General features: G+C 25.0%; 14 protein-coding genes and 1 CRISPR repeat array. Of the genes, 2 read left to right on the forward strand and 12 right to left on the reverse strand.

What is annotated here, in order from left to right; all coding sequences use genetic code 4:
- Positions 1–50 precede the first annotated feature (50 nt).
- Positions 51–938, reverse strand: coding sequence for a 5'-3' exonuclease (locus ACSH4Z_RS02545; RefSeq protein WP_438340419.1), 888 nt, complete (start codon positions 936–938; stop codon positions 51–53).
- A complete protein-coding gene (gene dnaE, locus ACSH4Z_RS02550) occupies positions 938–3,922 on the reverse strand; it encodes a DNA polymerase III subunit alpha (protein WP_438340420.1) in 2,985 nt (994 codons plus the stop codon). Before dnaE ends, ACSH4Z_RS02545 begins: the two co-directional genes overlap by 1 nt.
- A gap of 428 nt (positions 3,923–4,350) precedes the next feature.
- Here dnaE and ACSH4Z_RS02555 point away from each other — a divergent pair, with 428 nt between their 5' ends.
- Complete coding sequence (locus ACSH4Z_RS02555; RefSeq protein ID WP_438340421.1) at positions 4,351–5,217, forward strand: hypothetical protein; 867 nt, start codon at positions 4,351–4,353, stop codon at positions 5,215–5,217.
- A gap of 12 nt (positions 5,218–5,229) precedes the next feature.
- Positions 5,230–6,141 (forward strand): hypothetical protein, encoded by a 912-nt coding sequence (locus ACSH4Z_RS02560; RefSeq protein WP_438340422.1) that lies wholly within the window; start codon positions 5,230–5,232, stop codon positions 6,139–6,141.
- Positions 6,142–6,761: 620 nt separating this feature from the next.
- Positions 6,762–7,921: direct repeats of the CRISPR family, unit length 36 nt; unit sequence GTCTAACCTTGCTTAAAAATAGTATAGTACTAAAAT.
- Between the two features lie 210 nt (positions 7,922–8,131).
- On the opposite strand, the gene ACSH4Z_RS02565 is transcribed toward ACSH4Z_RS02560, so the two are convergent.
- From ACSH4Z_RS02565 to cas9, 10 genes are all read right to left on the reverse strand, one after another.
- Positions 8,132–8,587, reverse strand: coding sequence for a hypothetical protein (locus ACSH4Z_RS02565; RefSeq protein WP_438340423.1), 456 nt, complete (start codon positions 8,585–8,587; stop codon positions 8,132–8,134).
- A gap of 102 nt (positions 8,588–8,689) precedes the next feature.
- Positions 8,690–8,848, reverse strand: coding sequence for a hypothetical protein (locus ACSH4Z_RS02570; protein ID WP_438340424.1), 159 nt, complete (start codon positions 8,846–8,848; stop codon positions 8,690–8,692).
- Positions 8,849–8,874: 26 nt separating this feature from the next.
- Positions 8,875–9,222, reverse strand: coding sequence for a hypothetical protein (locus ACSH4Z_RS02575; RefSeq protein WP_438340425.1), 348 nt, complete (start codon positions 9,220–9,222; stop codon positions 8,875–8,877).
- Positions 9,223–9,268: 46 nt separating this feature from the next.
- Complete coding sequence (locus tag ACSH4Z_RS02580) at positions 9,269–9,544, reverse strand: hypothetical protein (RefSeq protein WP_438340426.1); 276 nt, start codon at positions 9,542–9,544, stop codon at positions 9,269–9,271.
- Positions 9,545–9,644: 100 nt separating this feature from the next.
- The gene (locus tag ACSH4Z_RS02585) at positions 9,645–10,391 is read right to left on the reverse strand and encodes a hypothetical protein (RefSeq protein WP_438340427.1); all 747 of its coding nucleotides are present in this window, start codon (positions 10,389–10,391) and stop codon (positions 9,645–9,647) included.
- A 3-nt stretch (positions 10,392–10,394) separates the two neighbouring features.
- Complete coding sequence (gene cas2 / locus ACSH4Z_RS02590) at positions 10,395–10,700, reverse strand: CRISPR-associated endonuclease Cas2 (RefSeq protein WP_438340428.1); 306 nt, start codon at positions 10,698–10,700, stop codon at positions 10,395–10,397.
- A gap of 4 nt (positions 10,701–10,704) precedes the next feature.
- The gene (gene cas1, locus ACSH4Z_RS02595) at positions 10,705–11,601 is read right to left on the reverse strand and encodes a type II CRISPR-associated endonuclease Cas1 (protein WP_438340429.1); all 897 of its coding nucleotides are present in this window, start codon (positions 11,599–11,601) and stop codon (positions 10,705–10,707) included.
- Between the two features lie 89 nt (positions 11,602–11,690).
- On the reverse strand, positions 11,691–12,077 hold the full coding sequence (locus ACSH4Z_RS02600) for a transposase (protein WP_438340914.1): 387 nt from the start codon (positions 12,075–12,077) through the stop codon (positions 11,691–11,693).
- A 29-nt stretch (positions 12,078–12,106) separates the two neighbouring features.
- Positions 12,107–12,331, reverse strand: a complete 225-nt coding sequence (locus ACSH4Z_RS02605) for a transposase (RefSeq protein ID WP_438340430.1) — start codon at positions 12,329–12,331, stop codon at positions 12,107–12,109.
- Positions 12,332–12,440: 109 nt separating this feature from the next.
- The gene (gene cas9 / locus ACSH4Z_RS02610; RefSeq protein ID WP_438340431.1) at positions 12,441–15,941 is read right to left on the reverse strand and encodes a type II CRISPR RNA-guided endonuclease Cas9; all 3,501 of its coding nucleotides are present in this window, start codon (positions 15,939–15,941) and stop codon (positions 12,441–12,443) included.
- Positions 15,942–16,201 lie beyond the last annotated feature (260 nt).

Below are 16,201 nucleotides of genomic sequence, written 5' to 3' on the forward strand. Positions count from 1 at the left end.
ACTTTAAAAACGCACCTTGTTTGTGCGTTTTTTCTTACTGAAATAGGGCTTTAATTAATAATTTTTATTTTATTAAAAAATGCTCTTCTTATTGAATTAAGTTGAAACTCGTCAATAATTTTTACGGCGTCAAGGGTTAGCTCAACATTCGCTATATCTAATAAATTTAATTTAATACCTTCTAATTCAAAATTAGTAACTAATTTAGCAATATGTTGATCTCTGAATGCAATAGATTTATAATCAATGAATTTTTGCGCAAGCCTAGAAGATGATAAATTTTCTAGATTTTCATAAATGTTATCGAGGGTTTGATATTGATCAAGAAGTTTTATAGCTGTCTTAGACCCGACACCCTTAACACCAAAAAAGTTATCGCTTGAATCACCGACTATGGCCTTATAATCAACTACTTGATTAGGGTTAATACCATAAATTGATTTAAAATTTTTTGGCGTTAAAATAACAATTCCTTCTTTTGTTTTTTTAATTATTGAAGTATATTCATTAATTAATTGATTAAGATCCTGATCAGCTGAAAAAATTATCTTTTCAATCAAGGGATATTCAAAACATACCTTGGCAATTAAATCATCTGCTTCAACCCCTGTTTTTTCTATATTTACAATATTTAAAGATGTAAGTAATTCTCTTATTATAGTCATTTGATTATAAAATTCATTCGGCATTTTTGCTCGGCCTTCCTTATAATGCTCATATAAATTATGACGAAAAGTTTTTCCCACTGCATCAAATGCTATAAAAATATGCGATGGCGAATATTCATCAATAAGATTAAACAATGTTCTAAAAAATAATAATATTGTACTTGTTGAAACGCCTTCTGCGTTTGTTAAATAAGTATTATTCTTATTTATTGCAAAATAAGAACGATACGTTAAATAAGTACCATCAATAATTAATATTTTTTGTTTCATTATTTAATTACCTCGTAATTTCTTAAAATAATTTTATTATCTAATTTTCTTATAAATTTAATTTTTACAAGCCTGCGTTTAAGTTTGGATAGCTCAGGATCAACTCTAAACATAAAAGCAACTACTTTAAAACTTGAATCTTGAAAATCAATTCTTTGATATTGTCTACCATTTTTATCATTTCCAACTACTACATTAACGCATTGTACAATCATTACATACTCATTATTAGGTCTTGTATCTATTAATCTATTACCATCAATCTCGTAGTTTTGTGTTGTTGAATAATTGTATATTTGGCCAAGCAATTCAATTTCATTTTTTTCAACTATTTGAGTTTCATCTTCATAAACATTTTGTGGTTCACAATTAATGATTTTATCAACAATATCAACTGTATTTTTAAATAAATTTTGTTGTACAAAAACACTAGAATTCGAAGATGAATCAATCTCTTCAAGCATTGTTTTTTGACTTAATTTAAAATTTCGCAATGCATTAGCCTTAATCAATGTCTCTAATGTCGATTTACCAAATGTTTTAATTTTAAACAAGCTAAAATAACAATGTAAGAAATTTTTATATTGGCCATTTACTTTGCGATCATTAATAATTATCCTTATTATCTCGGGACCAATGCCTTTGATTAAACCTAATGGTAAAATTATTTTATTATCCGAAATTATTGCCTTGTTTGTTGAAAGATTTATTTCTGGACTAACAATTTGAATGCCCATGGTTTTTGCTTCATTTGCATATTTTGAAATCGTCGCTTGGGCTCCATTTGAACTTGTAATGCACGAACTATAGAACTCTAATGGAAAATTTGCCTTTAAATAAGCCATTTTAAATGTTAGCATTGAATAAGCGACAGCATGCGATTTATTAAATCCATAATCAGCGAACTTTTCAATATTACTAAAAATTTTATTAGCCACTTCTAAACTATATCCATTTTTAGTTGCTTGCCCAATAAATGAATCCTTAATCTCATTCATTTCATCAGCTTTCTTTTTTGAAATAATTTTTCTAAACAAATCAGCCTCTTCGAAAGTCATATTTGCTACTTTCTGAACTATTTGCATAATTTGTTCTTGGTAAATTATAATTCCATATGTATCCTTAACAATTTCATCATATTCCAACGAGATGCTTGGTATTGGTTCTATACCTGCTTTTCTCTTTGCATAGCTTGATACATAAGCCATTGGTCCTGGCCTATTCAATGATATAATAGCACTAATATCCTCAAACGTGCTTACCTTAATTTGCTTTAAGGCCTTAATCATTATAGGACTTTCCACTTGAAAAATACCGGAAGTATTTCCTTGTGAAAGAAGATCAAATGTTTTTTGATCATTATAATCAATAATGTCTCAATTGATATCCTTTTTTGTTTTCTTTTTAACTTCATCTTCAATTTGCTTAATTGTCGATAGGGTTCTAAGGCCTAAAATATCCATCTTTATTAAACCAAAATAGTCAAGGTATTCCATGCTAAACTGCGTTTGTTGAAAATTATCAATATTTTTAAAAGTCGGCACAAGCTCCATTATTGGCCTTGATGATATTACAATTCCAGCGGCATGTGTTCCTGTTTGGCGATAGAAACCAGAAATTCGCGACGTTTGGTTGATAACGTTCTTAGCAAAAGAATTATCTGTTGGTTTAATTTGCTGCAAAGCACTAATAAATGCCGTATTTTTATTTGCTTCTTCAAATAAACTTCTGTCATCAGACGAAATTAATTTTGAAACTTGATTTATTTTATCGGAAGATACATCTTTATAAGTTCTCAAAACATCTCTAATCGCAGATTTTTTACCTAGAACAGAAAAAGTTACAATATTAGCAACACATTCATACCCATATTTTTGTACAAGATAATTAATAATTTCATGTCTTTGGTCATCCTGAACATCGACATCAATATCGGGCATTGAAATTCTTTTAGGATTAAGAAATCTCTCAAAAATAAGATTGTATTTTATTGGATCAATTTCTGTAATTCCAAGAATATATGAAACCAACGAACCAGCTGCAGAACCTCTTCCAGGGCCAATTGAAATCCCTTTTTTTCTAGCCCAATTGATTCAATCTTGAATAATTAAAAAATAATCCTCAAATCTTAATTGTGAAATAATTTGAAATTCTTTTAATAGTCTATCCTTATAAGCTTGGTTTTCAAAAAGTGCCTTGATTTTATTATTATTTTTAATTTTTTCTCATATTAAAAATTTTAGATAACCTTTTGAATCAAGGTTTTGTTCGTTTTTAAAAAAGGGCAAATTATATTTATTTTTTTGATGTTCAAAATATATTGACTCAACAAATGCATTAGTTCTATTTACTAATTTATTCATCAAGCCATCTCCATCATCAACATCAAAAAACAAAGTACCATCAAACAATATATTATTTGTCTTATTATTCATTTTATTCAGTAATTCTATAATCATAAAATCCTGAAAATCGACTGTGTTAAAATTATTTACAACCAAAATATTCTGAAAATAAGAACAAAATTCTTTATTTTTTTCAATATCTATGATTGTGAATCCTATATAATAATTCGATTTGTTTATAACATTTTTAGTTAATTTAAAGTAGCTTAAAATAGGGTTTTCTATAATAACAATATCATCTTCAAAATCAAGAATATCATTAAGATAAATTATTTCATTATTTAATAATTGATAAGATAGCTTTTTAAGGATCTCAAAACCTTTTTGATGCTTAGCAAACAAGATAAATTGGTATCATTGGTCATCAATCATTAGTTTTACATCAAGCCCGAAATTAGCCTTAATGTTATTCTCCATGCATTTTTTATTAGCTTCAGCTAAGCTAAAAAAATGATTCTTTTCTGTAAATGCAAGATAATTTATACCACTATTAAGAGCTTGTTTTATTGCTTCATCAACAGTTATTGTACTTTCTAAAAAAGAAAACGTCGTATTAAGATGTAGGTTATTTAATTTCATAGTTTAATTATAAAATAATATTAAGTTTAATTTTAAATTAGAGACGTTGAAAGGATATAAAAAAATATTAAATAAAAATTCTATAATGATGATTTTTAAATAAAAATAATAGAATTCAACTTAAATCAAAAAGATATTTTTATAAGTAATCAAAACTAGCCATTTTTAACCCAAAAACAGTTATTTTTTTAAACATTTTCATGTAGAAAACTGAATTTTTTTTATAAATTTTTCTTAAATTTAGATGATAAAGGCTATTAACGATGTCTATAAATTACACTAAAAATACTTAGCCCCAAAAAAACTAATAAAAATAAGACAAAACATTCTCTTAGTCCCATAAAATAATTTTGCTATCAAGTAAAAATGCGTTTTAACATAAATTAATTTTATGCAAAAACAAATATATAAACAAGAGGGGGATAAAAATGGATCAAATTAAATTTTTGGTTGATAATTCAGCTGATATTTCTTCAAAAGATTTAATTAATTTAAGAACCTTCTATTCTCCTATTATTGGAAGTCTGGGTGTTGCTTTTTATCAACATTTATATGATTTATATAATATAAATAGACTAAAGAAATATGATTTAGCCAAAACTTCAGAATTTCTAGTTATGTCGATAAACCAAATAAAAGATGCTAAAAATAAATTAGAGGGTTTAGGTCTAATTAAAACCCTGCAAGACAAAGATGGCACTTTATTATTTAAATTAATAAAACCACTATGTGCCAATGGAATTGTAAAAAATTCCCTTATCGCTAATTTGTTAAAAAATAAATTAGGTGAAGTTTTATATAATAATTTAATTAAGAATAATGCATTTTATTATTATGATGAAACAGAATTTAATAATGTTTCAAAAAACTTTTTTGAGGTCTTTTCTAGTGAAAAAATTTCTTTGCAGCAGGAAGATTGCTTTGATTTTAAAATTATTAATGAACATGAATTAATTGAAGATCTCACTTCAGAAGAATATATTAGTTACCACACAAGAAAAGAACTCAGTCCATCGCAAATTTTGATGCTAAAAAAAATAAAGTCATTAAATTTTAAGGATAATGCTATTAACAATATAATAAAATATTCAATTTCTATAAATAATGCCATTATATGCAATTACATCCTAAAAATAGCCAATGACTTTGCAAGAAGAAACTTATATGATGCATATTTAATCGATAATGAATTATGTCAAGCTTCTCTAAATAGAAATAATAGCTATTCTTTATTTAGTAAAAAATATAATAATATTAATGATGATTTAAACGATGTACTAACATGAGATGACTAAAAGGAATAAATAATGGAGAAAAAGATTTTTGATTCAATATTATCACCTAATGAAAAAATAAATATTGATGAATTAAGGAATGAAGTTCTTTCAAAGGATTTTATTCAAACAGAAATTAAAAGATTAAACCTTAATGAAAAACAAATAAAAAAGGGTATGGGTATCTTACAAAGATATCATGATTCAGTTATCAAAAATCATAAAAAGCCTGACTATAAGCTGTTTGTTGATATTTATGGTTTTTTGGCTGAAGATTATAGTAATGATAAGGAGATAATAAGAAGCCAACAACTAGAAAAATTCTGATTAACATCAATCACAGAGTTAGATCCAATATTTAAGAAATATTTTCAAAAAAATAACAATTCGTCTGATGTTGTTGCTTTAAAAAAAACAACAAAAATTTTTATCGACTCATTACCTAAAACTATTGCTAGTGAAGATATTAGAGCTAAATTTAGAACAATGATCACCGGAAAAGGCGTTTTTGATTTTAACATTTGATTATGAGGAACCGATTTTACAATAAGCAATGATATTATTAAATATATAGCTCTAATGAATGTAATTAGCCAAGGCAAGACAGTAGCCTTTTTAAATGCTAATGAACTATATAATTTTCTATCATCAAATAAAGAAGAAAAACAATCAATATGTTATTACTTGAATAATGTTGATGTATTATTCATTGCAAATCTTAGTTTAGGTTTGAAATCCCAATGATTTTTTGACTTATTAATTAACATATTTGAAACGCGTATACAAAAAAAATCACCAATTATTATTTCTTCAACAAAGGATCTTTTGAGTAAAAACACAAAATTACTAACTACATATTATTATTCAAAAGATAATGAAAATGATTTAGAAGAAGTTTTTAAAACAATGGTAGCTAATTTCTTTAAAAAAATTGTAATTTCATAAAAAAAGCGTTAAATTGTACCAAAAATGAGCCACCTAACATATATAGTAAAATGTTATAGGTGGTTTTATTATTCATGAAATAGAAAACAAAAAATTAGATGTTATAACTACATATTCCAATTTAACAAATAAGCAATTATCCTTGAAAGCAAAATGTTCAATATCAACCAAAAAAGATTAAAACAAAAATTAAGAAATGCTGAATTATGCAAAAAATTAATTGCTGGAACAAAAAATAGTTCTTGTAATTCATATATGTCTTAGCGTTTGTTTTATGAGAGAAAAAATATCATATAGCCAATTAACAAAAAGACTTACACAAAGCGGATTTCTAAGTGCTTTTGCTCATAAAAATATAATAAAAAGACAAAAAACTTTTGTAAAAAATATATATATTATAAGCCAAATATTTTGCCTAAAAAGATTGCAAAACTAAACATAACCTCAAAAAGAAAATTAGTAAATATAGGCGAATGTGTTGAACTTGGTGGCTTTATTCATTTTTATGTTGATCGAACCTCATGAGCAATTGTTGCATGTATCGCTGTTTTAACCTCAAAAGTTTTATCACTTTATTTTGATAAAAAAAAGCGTAAATCAGTAAAAGATTGATTAGTTAATTCTAACCTTACTTAAAAATAGTATAGTACTAAAATATAGCAAACCAACAGACTACAGAGTTAATGGTCTAACCTTGCTTAAAAATAGTATAGTACTAAAATCATAACCAGTTGGATTAGCAATAACTGAAAGTCTAACCTTGCTTAAAAATAGTATAGTACTAAAATTAGAGCACTGACATTAGATGATAGTAAAAAGTCTAACCTTGCTTAAAAATAGTATAGTACTAAAATAGACTAAATCCCCTTTCCACTTCCCTTTCAGTCTAACCTTGCTTAAAAATAGTATAGTACTAAAATAAACACTTTTAATAATGTTACAACTTTTATGTCTAACCTTGCTTAAAAATAGTATAGTACTAAAATAAACAGTTCTAATAATGTTACAACTTTTATGTCTAACCTTGCTTAAAAATAGTATAGTACTAAAATGAGATAAAAATTGACAAAACAGATAAATTAGGTCTAACCTTGCTTAAAAATAGTATAGTACTAAAATTATGTGAAGACAATTAATATTAATAAAAAAGTCTAACCTTGCTTAAAAATAGTATAGTACTAAAATACCCAACATTCTCGATCCTGTAAGAATAATGTCTAACCTTGCTTAAAAATAGTATAGTACTAAAATAAATATTTTTAATAATGTTACAACTTCTATGTCTAACCTTGCTTAAAAATAGTATAGTACTAAAATAGATGTATTATTTTGACTTGTTGTAGTTGAGTCTAACCTTGCTTAAAAATAGTATAGTACTAAAATCAGTAATTTATTTTCATAATATAAGTTGAGGTCTAACCTTGCTTAAAAATAGTATAGTACTAAAATTATATAATTTATAAAAAGCTTTGCCAATCTGTCTAACCCTGCTTAAAAATAGTATAGTACTAAAATTTTCTTTTAGGTTGTGATGTTATATTTATTGTCTAACCTTGCTTAAAAATAGTATAGTACTAAAATGCACTTTTTTCGATTGATTGATTGGTATGAGTCTAACCTTGCTTAAAAATAGTATAGTACTAAAATCACAACCATTTGGTAGAATTGAGGGCATTAGTCTAACCTTGCTTAAAAATAGTATAGTACTAAAATTTAGAAAGTTTGTAGATTTAAGTGAGCAGAGGTCTAACCTTGCTTAAAAATAGTATAGTACTAAAATGTCATTTTTGTGTAAAAACGTTTAAATTTCATTAATTAGCATGAAAAATGAGCCACAAATATTTTGAACTTATTTAAGTATACATTTTGAATAATTTCTAATAAAAAATATAAAAAAGCTCTACTAGGAATAGAATAATTTATAAAATTTATGTCTCTTCTTATTTTTTTATAAATCTTCATTAATTGATCGCATTAAATCTATTTCTCTTTATGAAATAAGACCAGTTTTAACAAAAGATTCTAAAATTTCTGTTTTTTTAGATAACATTTGATTGTAGTAATATCCGGCTTCTTGATGTTTCACATTTTTTTTAACCACCGATATTCCAAGAGGAAGCTTTTTACTATATGGTATTTTCTCATACATTTGAATGTCGTTTTCATTCAATTCAAAAGCTTTATGTCTTTTATTGTTTATGTGAAAATAGTATTGTTGATCTGCTCGATCATAAAAGTTGCATCATTTTTTTGATGTGACTTTTATTTTTTGATTTTTTTCATTTTTAGGAATATATTTTTTATTTTTAAATGTTACAATTCCATTAAAAATTTGTCTTTTAATTGGCAAATCAAAATAAGCTTCAAGAGTTGCACTGTTTGGTTTTCTAAATTCATTTTTTTCAGAATCGGTAATTGATTTTCTTGTTTTTATATCATTAAGCATTGCAATAATTTTGTATCTATATTTATTAGCGTCTTGGTTTGTTTTAATATTTCTATCTTTTAAGAATATTGGAATTCAATTATGTGCAATTCTTCAAAAACTTTATATATGTGGTTTTTCATTAGATACTGATGTTGTTATAAATTCAGTACCTAATTTTGTGACTGCATCATACAAAATAGCGCTAGATTCGAGGCTATTATGAAAATTCATTCTATTATCACTAATCATTATCTTTAGTATCACATATTCATTAATCATATCTTGAATAATAATTTGATAACCTTTTACTGATTTACGCTTTTTTTATCAAAATAAAGTGATAAAACTTTTGGAGTTGAAACATCGTTACATGCAGCAATTGCTCATGAGGTTCGATCAACATAAAAATGAATAGATCCATCAAGTTCAACATATTCACCTATATTTACTAATTTTCTTTTTGAGGTTATGTTTAGTTTTGCAATCTTTTTTAGGCAAAATATTTGGCTTATAAGGTATATATTTTTTGCAAAAGTTCTTTGTCTTTTTATTGTATTCTTATGAGCAAAAGCACTTAGAAATCCGCTTTGTGTAAGTCTTCTTGTTAATTGGCTATATGATATTTTTACATTAGTTATTCTCTCATAAAACAAACACTAAGACATATATTAATTACAAGAACTATTTTTGTTCCAGTAATTAATTTTTTGCTTTCATATTTTTTTCATAATTGATAATTAAATCATTATTGTAAATCTTTTTTCTATCGCCTCATTGATTGCTATGTGCTAAGTTAACCTCTTTTTTGCATAATTTAGCATTTTTTAATTTTTGTTTTAATCTTTTTTTGATTGATATTGAACATTTTGCCCTTAAGGATAATTGCTTATTTGTTAAATCAGAATATGTAGTTATAACATCTAATAATTTTCGTTTTCTATTTAATTGAAAATAGTTTAATTCTATTTTGCGCATAATAAAACCACCTATAACATTTTACTATATATGTTAGGTGGCTCATTCTTGTTACAATTTAATGAATTCTTGTATAAAAACGTTCAAATTTGATTAAAAATTAATCTAAAATGATTGATTTTATAGCATTTTGCAATGTTTTACTTTCTTTGATTTTTTCAATGTCATCAATATTGAATTTTTGCATAAGTATTTCTTTAATTAGAGATACATTATCAATATTGATAAATGTTTTATTATCAAAAATTGAACAAACTTCCAACTCTTCAAAGCTATTACAAATATCTCAAATATTGTTAGTTAATATAATAAAGTTAAATTTATTAGTAAAAGTAACCAACTCGCTAATATTGATATTATCAAAATTAGTGATAATTACAAGTTGCTTATCTAATTGATTTGTTAAATCAAAAAACTTAAATAAAATATCTTTATTAATCAATTTCTGATCATTTAGTTGGAATAAAAATTTAACTAACTTTGATTTATCTAAATTAAGATAAATAAAATCTTCAGCAACTAAATTTGTATAAAAATTTAATACTTCAGATAATAAATCACTTTTGATTAAATTTTCTTGATCAATTCTACTGTCTTTTATAAACATTTTATATAAACTATTTTTACTGCTAAAGTTAAGGATATTAATAACTTTTGATAATGGATTAATAATAATACTTTCATTAACAAAATAGCCTTTATTATTAATTAAAAGACTTGGTTGATTATTTTGATTTTCATGATTAATTAACATAGCTAAAAAAGCTAAAGAGTTACTGCTTTCAATAACTCTAATTCCTTGATAGTCATAATCTAAAAGATGACTAAATTTTATTATTTCTAACATAATTTATACCTCTAAATATATTTTTTTATCCAAGTAATATTCATTTAGTGATTTTTCGCCATTAATGATTTCAATATTTTGATATTGACTTTCTGTTACTAATAAAATTCTCACATTTGATTTTTTTGGAACGATTTTTATTAGTTTATCCTTTTCATAAGGATATTGAGTGTGAGCTGATATACATTTAACATAGATTGAATATTGAATCATGCTATAACCTAATTTGATTAGTTCATTTCTAAATTTATTATAATAAGCGATATTATCATCGTCCATCGAAATATCATACATAACAATTATTCGCATAAATCTACTTTGAATTTCAATCAATGATTAACTCTTCTAATGAACAATTTTCTAATATTTTTTTAACTGAATAATCAATATAATCGCGAATTCTTATATGCTTATTGTTGACATTAATGTGCTCATCAAAAAATTCATATAGCATTTGCTTAAAAATTTTTCAATTCACTTCTTGATAATTAGCTTTCTTGATTAAATACTGATATACAACATAGTCAATAAACACTCTAGCTATTTCCATTAGATCGCATGCTAAACTATAAGGGTTATTAAAGCTTTTATGAAAAACGCCAATGCGATTATCAAAGCCACGCCCATTAATTGCCCGACTATAAAATGATAGTAAAATCGTATACCCATAATTTAGCATCGCATTAATATCATCATCAAAGTTATTTCTTTCTCTTTTAAAATCAGCTCCAAAAATATTTTTATAATAAAGTTTAGCCGCATGAGCCTCGCGGTTAGATAAATCACCAATTTTGACATCTAAAATATAATTTTTAAATTTTTGATAATCTTCATCATTAACTAAATTAAAATTTACTAACAAATTAAGTTGATTAGAAATCTTTAATTTAATAATATTTTTTCAGGTTATGGCTTTGTAATTCTCATCTCAAGTTAATTGAGATAAAAATACTTTGTTATTATAATAATTATCAAACGGAATAATTTGCGCCTGAGGCAGATGTTTTTCGTTGCATATAATTATGTTAACTTTTTCTTTTATAAATTTATTAATTAGTGGTATTGATATTGTTGTTTTATTATTTTCGAAAATAATACTATCAATATCATTAGTTGGTATTGTAATTTTACCTTGTTCTTTTTTAATAATTAAATTTCCTAAAAAAAGTGATAAATATTCACTTTCCGTAACATCGATTATTTTCTTCATATTCTTCTTTCTGCTTATATACTAAGCAAAAAAATTACATTGCAATTTTAAATATTATTTAAAAAATTCATTAAATTGGACTAGGTCATTTAGTACTTGAATTCAATATTTTTCACTTTCAGATTCCCCGATTCAGAGAACCCCAAAACATCCTTATTTCCTTCCAAAGAGTATCTCATAACTATGTAAACTGACTTTTTAACAAGTTTATTTTCTTCTTTAACTTTAACCTTATTCCATAAATAAAAACCATGGCATAAGTTTTTTTCTAAAGGTCTATTTCTTCGCTCTGTTATGTGTGGAATTATCTTATTAGTTACTCTGCTAACGAAAGTAGCATCAACTTCAACTCCGTACATTTCCTTAAGAGTTTGAAAGATATCTCTCGTTGAAATTCCTTTTGAATAAAGACCATAATTTGGCTTTCAATCTTGGAAATATCATACTGGTATTTTGGAACTATTGTTGGTTCAAATTCAGAGTTTCTATCCCTCGGAACTTGAAGTTAAATTTCACCTAAATTTAATCTTAGATTTTTAGAATAACTACCATTTCGATAGTTATCTTTTATCGCTTTTCCATGCTCATATCTATCGTAACCAAGGTGTTTTTTCATCTCTTCTTCTAGCATTGTTTGAATAAGATCCTTAGTATTTTGCTTAATAATTTCGCAAACCTCTTCCTGAGTTGCTAATTTATATTTATCATATAATTCTTTTGCACTTAGCATTTTAATATCTTTTTTGGCATATTAAAAAAATCTCCAAACGCAAATATTCAAACTTAAAATATTTGCGTTTGGAGATTTTTACACAAAATTATCTACAGTACCTTTAAATTTAAATTATTCTATTTTTTGTTTTTATTGAATTCGAGAAAAAAGAAGAAATTTTAATTCTTAGCCTTTTTTCTTCTAATTTTTCTCCATTTTTTATTACATTTCTTTTTGAAATGTATTTAACCTCAATAGTTTGAGAACTATAAACTGCGCCGCATAAATAATAGACTTGATTATCGATTGCGTTCTTAAACAACGTATTTTTATATCAGACATCAATTATTTTATTTTCCTCTGGAATGTCTAATGTTTTTTTAATTCTATTTAATTCTTTTTGATTGTAAATTTCTTCTAAAGAAAAATCAGATTTTTTATTGTTATCAAATGTATAGATTTTTGCATTTACCGGGATATAAGCATATTTATCTTTTCTTGTTTTATAAATCAATAGCGCAACCCAATTAAATGATTCTTTAAATGACTTGCTATCATTTTTATTTAAAGCTACATTGTTAATATCTTTTTTATCACTAACTATTTTCAATTTTTTAACCATTTTGACTTTATTGTTTTCAACGAGTAATAAAATTTGATTATTTTTACAGAAATCTTTATACTCTTCTGAAATTAATTCACTATATTCTTTTTGTAAATCATTCATATAAACTTCAAAAGGACTTTTTTCACCTTTATATTCTAGATATATATTCTTAAGTTTATTAAACTCTTGAGGGTGACTTCTGAACATTAATACATTATCGTGTTTATCTTCTTTTTCGAAGTAATCTTTCATATCATAGATACTTTTACGTTCAACTTTATAAATTATATTTTCATCGTCTGGATCTTTGATAGAAGAGTATAAAGTTGCATTAAATAGTTCGATATTATGATCTTTCGTTAATTTTCTTGTAAATCTTACTTTAGATTTAATTTCTTGTTGTCTATTTTCACCTATCGATTTTTTTACTTTATCTGTTATATCCTCGGTATTGACAGTTAAATCAGAACGCTTACAAATAAATTCACCAGTTTCTTTATCAATAATGTTGTTGTCTTTGTCAATGTAGTAGTTTTCCAAAATTGCTCATTTATTATGGTTCATTTTCATATTGTTTGCTGCAATTGCCAATATTGAAGCATCAATAGCATGGTGATCAAATTCATCACGGTTCTTTTTATCCAACTTCGCTAATTTTCTAATTATGCTTGTAAATTTACCTCTAATAGGTTTTATTGTGAATTGATTGTCATGATTTTTAGCATAGTTTGCTAAAATACTTAAAAATTCTTTACATGCATAACGCGTGTCGTTTAAATTTCTAGAAGCAAATTCTATTTCATCGCTTTGAGAAAGTGTGTCATGCAATAAATTGTTGCACTTTGCAATTAATTCATCGTATGTTTTAAATCAAGGTAAATCTTTGATTTTATCTTTTTTAGAAGTATATTTATCGGCTTTTGATCTTCAATGTACATATAACCATTTTTTTAGCTCTTCAAATTTTTCGGTTGATAAAAAGTCTTTAGGAACCTTATTTTTCTTTTGCCTATTTGACTCTTTTAGTACCAAAACCTTGTTTCTGATTGAATCGTCAAAACTTTTGCTTTGAGGAAGAATATGATCAATATCTGTATATCCTGGATCTTTATAAACTTTTCTTAAATCAATATCTTGAAGAGAATACAAATCAATTCCGTCCTGTTGTAATCATAGCAATAACTTTAATTTTGTATGATCTGAGCAATTTGAAATACTGAATGAATTATCCATAGTTCTTTCTTTTACTGCCACTTCAATTAGATCATTAACTTTTTTATTGTGTTTATTTTGAGCACTGATTTTTTTAGCTTCTTCTTCACCGTTTTTATCCCTTGGCATTTCTAGGCCAACTTTTGTGATTAAATATTTTTTTCCAAATTCTTTGATAATTTGGTTAAATACCTTAACGCTTTCTCTAATTGAACTTTTAACTGCTGGAGAAACAATTAAATCGTCTAAAAAATTGGCTTGTAAATATTTGCCAGTTTGTTCTTTTGAAATTAGTTTAATTTCATTTTCTTTATTATATTCACTAACTGCTTTATATAAATCACTTTCTTTATTTCATTTTAATGACTCTAGATTGGTAATTTCATCAAACAATGCCTGCAACGTATGTTCAAAAACACGGTATGAAAGTGAATGTGTTTTATTTCCTTTTAATTTAGAACTTTGAGCAATATCTTTTATCGTGTTCTGAATATCACTGTCATTTAATAAATATTTATTGAATACTTTAATACATTCTTTATCGTTTAACTTGTTGATACGGTTATCAATACTTCTATTATAAAATATTGGTTGATATAGCTTATCTAAGTCTCTTATTACATTGAATAAATTTTCACTGTTAAACATTGAAGCAATACAATTATTTTTTACAAAGATATTTAAAATTTCATTTGTTATATTTAGATTATTATAATCGATATCTTCATTGCTAAAACTATTCGTAGTTAAATCATTATTAATTTTTTTCATTTCTTTAATAATTGATTTTTTATCTATGTTTTTAACTTTTTTATCGTTTTTAAATGAATTAAATCAATTTAAAATTAGATCTTTTTTAACTTGATTGTCTAGATTTATTTTATTTTGTGAATTTTCGTCAATATAGAAAGTTGTATTGTTTAAATTGTGTAATAAATTAAACATTTCTGCACTTGGTGTATTAATAGGCGCTCTATTGTCTTTTTTAAACACGCTACATTTTCCAGTGGTTTTTTCTCATATTACAGTATATTTTTGAATAACTTCACCATTTTCATCTCTTTGAAAAATTCCGTATTCACTCGGACTTTTTATATTGCCAGGCCCTTGTTCAAATGAACGTATATATTTAAATAAATTTAGATAATTATCACTAAATTCTTTAAATAATTTTTGATCATATTTTTTAGATTGAACTTCGAAAAGTTTTTCAAGTTCGGCAACTCATCTTTTATTAGTAAATAAATTGCCTGTGTTTGCCTCAATGTTTTTGACAAATCCAAATCTATCAAAGTATTTTTTTTCAATTTCGCTTGGATATTTTGAATCGTCTTTAAATTCGGCAAATGAACTGTTATTCTTATCGCCGCCTTTATTATCTTTGGTTTCTTCTTCTATTTCATAAAATACACCACGATTTTTTAAATAATCGTGTAATATTCAGATTAATTCTTCTGATAAAATTTCTTTTGATAATGCTTTATATTTTAAATTTATAATATGTGGGTGTTTTTGTGAAGATTTTAAATAAATATTTAAAACATCTTCGACAGATTTTAAATCTAAATTAAACATTTTGCTATATTTAATAACTAATTTTGCATAAGTATTTTTCTTTAAAGCTTTTCTTCTTATACTTCTTCTAAGAGATCTGTGTGCTCTTCTATCTTCAGCTAAATTAGGTTCATCAAACAATCTAGAACCTAGCGCAATAACTTCGTTAGTTTCATTATTAACAAGTGACCAGCCTACTGAACCAATCCCTAAATCTAGGCCTAATGAAACCTCAATTTTTTTATTATCTTCCATGAATTCTCCATTCTAAAAAACATATTTATTATAAATTACAAATATAAATATTTATTTTTATCATTAAAATTTAGCGAAAATTTGAAGATTTTACTATTGCTAATATTGCAATTTTAATACACTAAACTTTTATCTTAAATTTTCGAACCAAATGGGATTACACAAAATTTATAAAATAACTTTTTTTAACATTTACGTTAAATTGCAGCAAAATAAAAAAATTGTAATTTCATAAAAAAACTAATTTTATAATATAATTT

The organism is Mycoplasma sp. 125, from assembly GCF_051549845.1.
In the GTDB taxonomy this organism is placed as follows: Bacteria; Bacillota_I; Bacilli_A; order Mycoplasmatales; family Metamycoplasmataceae; genus Metamycoplasma.